This is a genomic window from Anaeromyxobacter sp. PSR-1 (genome assembly GCF_000964525.1).
Taxonomy (GTDB): domain Bacteria; phylum Myxococcota; class Myxococcia; order Myxococcales; family Anaeromyxobacteraceae; genus Anaeromyxobacter.
Window position 1 is genome coordinate 1 of sequence record NZ_BAZG01000216.1, and the last position, 6,896, is coordinate 6,896.

At 74.7% G+C, this 6,896-nt stretch carries 6 protein-coding genes and 1 pseudogene; 3 read left to right on the forward strand and 4 right to left on the reverse strand.

Going from position 1 to position 6,896, the window contains the following annotated elements; translation table 11 throughout:
- Positions 1–114: 114 nt before the first annotated feature.
- From mutL to PSR1_RS20520, 3 genes are all read left to right on the forward strand, one after another.
- Positions 115–1,953 carry a DNA mismatch repair endonuclease MutL gene (gene mutL, locus PSR1_RS20510; protein WP_059439249.1) on the forward strand — a complete coding sequence of 613 codons (1,839 nt, stop codon included), beginning with the start codon at positions 115–117 and terminating at the stop codon, positions 1,951–1,953.
- A gap of 444 nt (positions 1,954–2,397) precedes the next feature.
- Positions 2,398–2,586 carry a hypothetical protein gene (locus PSR1_RS20515; RefSeq protein WP_059439250.1) on the forward strand — a complete coding sequence of 63 codons (189 nt, stop codon included), beginning with the start codon at positions 2,398–2,400 and terminating at the stop codon, positions 2,584–2,586.
- Between the two features lie 82 nt (positions 2,587–2,668).
- Positions 2,669–3,202: a hypothetical protein gene (locus PSR1_RS20520; RefSeq protein ID WP_059439251.1), complete on the forward strand. Its 534-nt coding sequence runs from the start codon at positions 2,669–2,671 to the stop codon at positions 3,200–3,202.
- On the opposite strand, the gene PSR1_RS20525 is transcribed toward PSR1_RS20520, so the two are convergent.
- The 4 genes and pseudogenes from PSR1_RS20525 to PSR1_RS20540 form a co-directional block, all read right to left on the reverse strand.
- Positions 3,199–3,765: a hypothetical protein gene (locus PSR1_RS20525; RefSeq protein WP_059439252.1), complete on the reverse strand. Its 567-nt coding sequence runs from the start codon at positions 3,763–3,765 to the stop codon at positions 3,199–3,201. The genes PSR1_RS20520 and PSR1_RS20525 overlap by 4 nt on opposite strands.
- A complete protein-coding gene (locus PSR1_RS20530) occupies positions 3,762–5,588 on the reverse strand; it encodes a sigma 54-interacting transcriptional regulator (RefSeq protein ID WP_059439253.1) in 1,827 nt (608 codons plus the stop codon). Before PSR1_RS20530 ends, PSR1_RS20525 begins: the two co-directional genes overlap by 4 nt.
- 6 nt (positions 5,589–5,594) lie before the next feature.
- The gene (locus tag PSR1_RS20535; protein ID WP_011420766.1) at positions 5,595–6,449 is read right to left on the reverse strand and encodes a tetratricopeptide repeat protein; all 855 of its coding nucleotides are present in this window, start codon (positions 6,447–6,449) and stop codon (positions 5,595–5,597) included.
- Positions 6,446–6,896, reverse strand: a pseudogene (locus PSR1_RS20540) (serine/threonine protein kinase); the annotation flags it as partial. The pseudogene PSR1_RS20540 and the gene PSR1_RS20535, both read right to left, overlap by 4 nt.

Below are 6,896 nucleotides of genomic sequence, written 5' to 3' on the forward strand. Positions count from 1 at the left end.
TCCTCTTGCCGGTCCCTCCCGCCATCGCGTCCACATAGACGCACGCGGCCGCGGGCGTCAAACGTTCGCTGGGGGGAGCCGCCGCGTCGGATCGCCGTGGTACGAACGGGCGCCATGCCGCGCATCCACGTCCTGCCGCCCGGGCTCGTCAACCAGATCGCCGCGGGCGAGGTGGTCGAGCGGCCGGCCTCCATCGTCAAGGAGCTGGTCGAGAACGCGCTCGACGCCGGCGCGACCGCCATCGGCGTGGACGTGGAGGAGGGCGGGCTCGCGCTGGTGCGGGTGGCGGACGACGGCTCGGGCATGGACCGGGACGACGCGCTGCTCGCGCTGGAGCGGCACGCCACCAGCAAGCTGCGCGACGCCCAGGGGCTCGCCGCCATCGGGACCATGGGGTTCCGGGGCGAGGCGGTGCCGGCCATCGCATCGGTCTCGCGCTTCCGCCTCGACACCTCGCCCGGCGACGACGGCGCCGGGACGCGGGTCGAGCTCGAGGGCGGCGTGCTAGGCGAGGTGGCGCCGGTGGCCCGCCCGCGCGGCACCACCGTCGAGGTCCGCGACCTGTTCTTCAACACGCCGGCGCGCCGCAAGTTCATGCGCGCGGCGTCCACCGAGGCCGGGCACGTCTCCGAGGCGGTGATCCGGCTGGCGCTGGCGCGCCCGGACGTCGGGTTCACGCTCCGCTCCGGCGGCCGGCTGGTGCTCGGCGCGCGCGCCGGCGGTGGGCTGGCGGACCGCGCCGGCCAGGCGCTGGGGCGGGAGGCGCACCGGCACCTGCTCCCGGTGGACGCCCGCCGCGGCGACGTGCGCGTGCACGGCCTCGTCTGCTCGCCCGATCACTCCGAGGCGACCGGCCGGGCGCTCTACCTGTTCGTGAACGGGCGCTACGTGCGCGATCGGTCCGCCGCGCACGCGGTGCTCCGCGCGTTCGCCGGGACGCTGCCGCCCGGGCGCCACCCCGCCGGCGTCCTGTTCGTGGAGCTGCCGCTGGACCGGGTGGACGTGAACGTGCACCCGCAGAAGCTGGAGGTGCGGTTCGCCGAGGGGCGCGAGGTGTTCGACGCCCTGTTCCACACCGTCGCCGGTGCGCTCCGGACCGCGCCGTGGTTGCGCGCGCGCCCGCAGGCGGCGCCCGCGGGCGACGGCGTTCCGGGGGGGGCCGGCGGCGAGGCGGCCCCGGTGCCGGTTCCGGTGGCCGGCGAGGAGGCCGCCGAGGTGCTGGCCTGGGCGCGCGCGGCCCGGCCGCCGGAGGGCAGCGGGGCGACGCTCGTCCAGCCTGCCCCGGGCGCCTGGGCGACGGGCCGGCTGGCCTTCCCGATCGCGCCCGCACCGGACGCCGGGCCGGACGCGGCGCCGCGGCCGGAGGGGTACTTCGCCGGGCTGCGCTACGTGGGGCAGCACGCGCGGACGTACCTGCTCTGCGAGGCGCCCGGCGGGACGCTGGTCGTCATCGATCAGCACGCCAGCCACGAGCGGATGCTGTTCCACCGCCTCCGGGAGGCGTTCCGGGCGCGCCGCATCCCGGTGCAGCCGTTCCTGCTCCCGCAGGTCGTGACGCTCCCGCCCGCCGCGGCGCGCGCGCTCGAGTCCGGGCTCGCGGAGCTGGGGCGGCTCGGCTTCGACGCGGAGCCGTTCGGCGGCGAGGCGTTCGCGGTGAAGGGCGCGCCGGCGGCGCTGGCCGGGGTGGATCTGACCGCGCTGCTCACCGATCTCGGCAGCCAGCTCGCGGAGGTGGAGCGCGGCAGCGCGGTGGACGACGCGTTCCACGACCTGCTCGCCACCATGGCCTGCCACGCGGCGGTGCGCGCGAACCAGGACGTCTCGCCGGAGGAGGCGCGCGCGCTGCTCGACGGGCTCGACGCCATCGACTTCAAGGCGCGCTGCCCGCACGGCCGGCCGGTGGTGTTCGAGCTCTCGCTCGCCGACCTGGAGCGCCGCGTCGGCCGCCGCTAGGGCGCCGCAGGGTTCAGGGGTCGGGGGAAAAGGGCAGCTCTCGGCGCGGCTGGAGTCGAATCCGAGGTGTGCGAGCGTACCGCGCCGAGAGCGTCCCAGCGGTGAAGCGCGCGATCGGAGCCTGGAAAGGGGGGGGAATCCAGGGACCGCCGCAGCGTTACCGCACGCCCCATACGCAATCGCCGTGCCCCGGAACGGGGGCCAAGAAGTCGAGGAATTCAGGCGACTTTACCGGGCGGGCGCCGCCCCTGCGGGCGGCCTGGCCTTTCAATTCTGCAGCGCCCATTGCAGAGGTGAAATCCTGGGACGCCGGAACGGGTGCGGCAGCATCCCTTGCGCCGGAGGGCTGAAGAAAGCTCCGTCTCGCGCGAGGTGTGCGCGGGCGCGCACGCGGGAGCGCCCGGAACGGCAGGAAAATCCGTCTGCGCGCGATCGGCACCGCGGATGCAAACACCCGCGGGCGTGCAGGGCACGATCACAGGCAAGGACGTGATCCGTCACTCGTTCACGATCCTCCGGCTCTGGGGGCCGACGGTGTACCTGCGCTGCCTCCGCGCGATGGTGAGCGGGCGGCGCTGCACGTTCCTGGGCGTGGTCGCCGGCGAGCCGCCGCACGCGCCGCGGGCCGGCTAGCGGGCGCGCGCGCCGGGCCGCCCGGCCGCCGGCGGGAAGAAGCGGGTGGACGCCCCCCCGCCCCTTTGGCAGAGTCCGGCGCGTGCCGCCCCCGCGTGACCCGCGCTACCGCCCGTTCCGGCTGGCCCTCTGGGCGCTCTACTTCACCGTCATCGCGATCGCGCTCGCGGTGGTGCTCACCAGCATCGTGCGGAACCTGCGCGGGCCGCACCGCCCCGCCGCCACCGGCGCGCTCCCCACCCGCGCCGCGCTGCGCGTGTGCGTGACCGAGCTCGAGGCGCTGCACGCCGAGCAGAACCACCGGGCCTGGCGCCTGGCGGACGAGGTGGGCGAGGGCGACGCCATCGCGCGCTGGGAGATCTGGGCGCGCGAGTGGGAGCAGCGGGTGGACGACCTCGCCGACCGCTGCCGGCTGGACGCCCGCGATCCGGACCCGCAGGGCTTCGGCGGGCGCGAGGAGCTGGCGCGCGCCCGCGAGGCCGTCCTCCAGGTGCACCGGGCCTACCGGGCCCAGGTGAACCGGTTCGCCCAGGAGGAGGCGGACCTGGCCCGGCGCGCCGCGCAGGCGCTGCGCCAGGCGCAGGAGGCGGTCTCGAGGCCGCCGGAGCGCGGCTAGGGGCAGCCGTCCGTCCCCGGCACCAGCAGGAACGTCCAGCGGTACACCTGCGTCTCGAACCCCGGGGCGGCGCTCCGGTTCGGCAGCGCGGCCTCGTCGGCCGGCGCGTAGAAGTTGTTCGACACCACCAGCTCCACCACGTGGACCGTCCCGGCGGTCCGCGGCGCGTGCTGGTAGGGCAGGAACGTGAACGGCGAGGGATCGCGGGTGAGGACGGTCTGATCGGCGCTCGCCGGCACCGACTCCTGCCGCACCCACGAGGCGCCGCCCTGGGTCGGCTGGTAGTCCACGAACCAGCGGACCTCGACCTGCTCGAGCGTGTTCGTGTCGAGGAGCTGCGCCAGGAGCTCGTACCGCGGCTCGGCGCCGGCGCAGTCGGCCGGCACGGTCACGAGCGGCACGCCCGCCGCGGGCACGCCGTTCACGGTGATGCCGTCGGCCAGGATGCGCGGGGGCGTGATGGTGCCGCCCTTGGGATAGTCGGGGAGCGGCTGCGGGAGCGGGCAGCCGGCCAGCGCCAGCGCGAGCGCGCCCAGGGCCGCGGCCAAGCGGGGACGGTTCACGCCTCGGTCTCCTCGTCGTCCGGCGGCAGGACCTGGCCGCGCCGCTCGGCCTCGAGCTTCTCGAGGTGGCGGAACACGGTGCGCGGGTCCACGCCCAGGTCCTTCGCGGTCTTGGTGCGGTTCCCGGCGTTCCGCTCCAGCACCTCGTTGATGTACCGCTTCTGGAACTCCTCCTTGGCCTGGGCCAGCGGGAGGATGGGCTCGAGGATCTCCGGGCGCAGGTCGAGGTCCTCGGCCGACACCAGCGCGCGGTCGGCCAGCACCACCGCCTTCTTCACGCGGTTCTCGAGCTCGCGGATGTTGCCCGGCCAGGCGTACTTCCGCATGGCCACGAGCGCGCCGGGCGTGAACCCGCGCACCCGCGCGGCGAACTCCTTCGCGTACTTCTGCAGGAAGTACTTGCCGATCACCACCACGTCCTCGCCGCGATCGCGGAGCGGGGGCAGGTGGATGGCGACCACGTTGAGCCGGTAGTAGAGGTCCTCGCGGAACGTGCCCTTGCGGATCTCCTCCTCGAGCACGCGGTTGGTGGCGGCCACCACCCGCAGGTCCACCGCCTCCGGGCGGTTGTCGCCCACCTTGGTGACGGCGCGATCCTGCAGCGCCCGCAGGATCTTCACCTGCAGCGCCAGCGGCATGTCGCCGATCTCGTCGAGGAACAGCGTGCCGCCGTGGGCCGCCTGGAACTTGCCCATGCGCGTGGCCACCGCGCCGGTGAACGCGCCCTTCACGTGGCCGAACAGCTCGGACTCGAGCAGCGCCTCGGGGATCGCGCCGCAGTTCACCGCCACGAACGGCCCGCTCGCGCGCGTGGAGCGGCGGTGGATCTCCCGGGCCACCACCTCCTTGCCGGTGCCGGTCTCGCCGGACACCAGCACCGAGATGTCGGTCCCGGCCACCTTGTCGATGCGCCGGTAGACCTCGCGCATGGACGCGCCGGCGCCGATGAGGTCGCCGTACTGCCGCGAGGCCACCGCCTCCTTGAGGGAGAGGTTCTCGCGGCGCAGCGAGTCGAGCAGCATGGCGTTCTGCACCAGCAGCGACGCCTGCGCGGCGAACGGGGCGAGCAGCTCGAGGGCGCGCTCGTCGAACAGCGAGACCACGTTGTCGTTGCCGAGGTAGATGACGCCGAACACCTCGCCCTTCTGCATGAGCGGGGCGCACATCACCGAGCACAGCTTCAGGTTCACCACCGAGGTCGAGCCCGACCACTCCGAGTCGTGCAGCGCGTCGGCCACCACCAGCGCGCGGCGGGTCTCGACCACGCGCCGGATGATCGAGTCGGAGACCCGCTCCACCGCGCCCTCGATGGTCTCGCGCGCCACGTTGCGCGCGGCGCGGACGCTCATCTCCCCGTCCTCGAGCAGGATCAGGAAGCCCTTGTCCGCGTGCGTGACCTCGAGCAGCGCGTCCATCAGCTCGTCGAGCAGCCGGTTCAGGTCGGTCGCCCCGAGGAGCCGCTCGGAGAAGCGCACCAGCGTCTCCAGCGCCTGGAGCCGCTGGCCGGCGATGGGCCGGGCCGAGGGCAGGGGCGTGCGCGCCACCGCCTCGAAGGTGAGCTCGGTGCCGGCCACCCGGATCCGGTCGCCGGGCCCCAGGCGCCAGGCGCCCCGCCGCTTGCCGTTCACGGTCATGTCGGAGCGGTCGTGGGCGGCGGCGTTGTAGTCCTTCCCGTCGAAGTGGATGTGCAGCGCGGTGGCGGGCAGGGCCGGGTCCTCCACCGCCACGTCGTTCTCCGGATCGCGGCCCACGCTGGTGATGCGCTTCACCAGCGCCACCTCGCGCTCGGAGCCGTCCGGTCCTCTCACGATGAGCGTGGCCACGGGTCCCTAGTACCTCCACTCGAGCTTGAGCGACGCGCCGGCCGGCTCGCCGCCGGGCGCCATCTCGGTCTCGACGATGGGGACGAAGTGCCGGTGGGCGTCCCAGACCCCGTAGCCGTACAGCGCCCAGAACATCGCGGCCGACACGTACTTCACCACCTCGACGTTCCGGAGCACGCGGCGGTCCGAGTCGCTGTAGGGCGGGTTCGAGCAGCCGGGCTGGCCGGAGGTGCAGGTGCGGGTGCGGTCGTCGGCGAGCTGGTTGTGGATGACGATGGCCGCGATGTTCACCGCGCCGAGCGCGATCTGGCCGGCCGCGATGGCGGTACCCTTGGCCCGGTCGCCGTTCTGGAACTGCCCGGCGCCGAACGGCATCCAGTTGAACAGGTACAGGCGCTCCTGCACCCGCACCACCTTGGTGGGCGGCCCGGTGCGCAGCTGCTCCTCGCTCAGCAGCCGCCGCTTGGCCTCGTCGGCCAGCCGCTGCTGCTCGCGGAGCGCCCGGCGCCGCTCGCGCAGCGGCGCCAGCGCCGGCTCGTGCTCCTTCTTCACCCGGTCGAAGAACTCCACGATGGCGGGCGGCACCAGGAACGGGTCGAGCGCGTAGTCGGGGTCGTGCGAGAGCAGGTTCACGAACGCGGCGCGCGCCGCGGGGAGGTCGCCCAGGTTGAACTCGGAGATGCCGAGCATCCGGTACGCCTCGACCGCCTCGTCGTCGGTGAGCGCCGGATCCCCGGCGAGCATCTGGCGCAGCGCCCCGGCGGCGTCGCCGTACGCGCCGAACTCGAAGCGGTCCTTGGCCCGCTTCAGCTCGGGGGGCGCGAGCAGCGAGAGCGCCAGCAGCAGGGGGATCGCGTTCACGGGGACTCCTGGGCCTGCGTCGCCGCCACGGTCACCTCGCCGCCGGCGCGGAGCTTCACGTCGAGCGTGCGGGCGGGCGCGCCCGCCAGGTCGAGCAGGATGCGCGCCGGCGCCTCGTAGGGGCTCTCGCCGCCGGCCGGGACGGCGACCAGGAACGGCGCCCGCTGCGACTCGCCGGCGGTGCCCACCAGCCGGCCGTCCAGGTAGACGCGGGTGGCGGGATCGCCCTCGACGCGCAGCCGGGCCGGGCGGGGCTCGAGCGGCACGCGCAGCTCGCCCTGGCGCGCGGCCTCCTCGGCGGAGATGCGCCGCACGAACGGCGAGCAGCAGGCGTGCTCGACCTGGATGACGTGCGGGCCCGGCGCGAGCTCGAAGCGGACGAGCTGCTGGTCGTGCGCGACCTCGACGCCGTCGAGGAGCGCGCGCTGCGCGTAGGGGCGGACGTGG

Coding starts and splice junctions, on each gene's coding strand:
- mutL (WP_059439249.1), top strand. CDS start 115: ATGCCGCGCATCCACGTCCTGCCGCCCGGGCTCGTCAACCAGATCGCC.
- PSR1_RS20515 (WP_059439250.1), top strand. CDS start 2,398: ATGCAAACACCCGCGGGCGTGCAGGGCACGATCACAGGCAAGGACGTG.